Genomic DNA, 255 nt, shown 5'->3' on the forward strand with positions numbered 1-255 from the left:
TAGTTTGGACTGCGGAGAGCCCATTTCCCGGCATCGATATATCGAGCAGAACAGCCTCAGGACAGAGCGTCGCGGCTAATGACACGGCATCGCTCGCCGAGCCCCCTTCTCCGACGATTTCGAAGCCTAGATCTCCCAAACTTTTGTAGACCCCCGCGCGAAACATCGGGTGATCGTCGACAAGCACAAGGCGGATTTTCTCGGTCATGACACTATCGGATCGTGGATATTGAGGAACATAGTTAGAGTAGTCCC

1 protein-coding gene is annotated in these 255 nt (G+C 54.1%); it reads right to left on the minus strand.

Going from position 1 to position 255, the window contains the following annotated elements; all coding sequences use genetic code 11:
* The coding region (locus tag MRBLMR1_RS30915) for a response regulator transcription factor (RefSeq protein WP_500067258.1) at positions 1-208 on the minus strand (208 nt) is incomplete at its 3' end.
* Between the last annotated feature and the right edge of the window lie 47 nt (positions 209-255).

Source organism: Neorhizobium sp. LMR1-1-1.1, assembly GCF_040675795.1.
Taxonomy (GTDB): Bacteria; Pseudomonadota; Alphaproteobacteria; order Rhizobiales; family Rhizobiaceae; genus Neorhizobium; species Neorhizobium cellulosilyticum.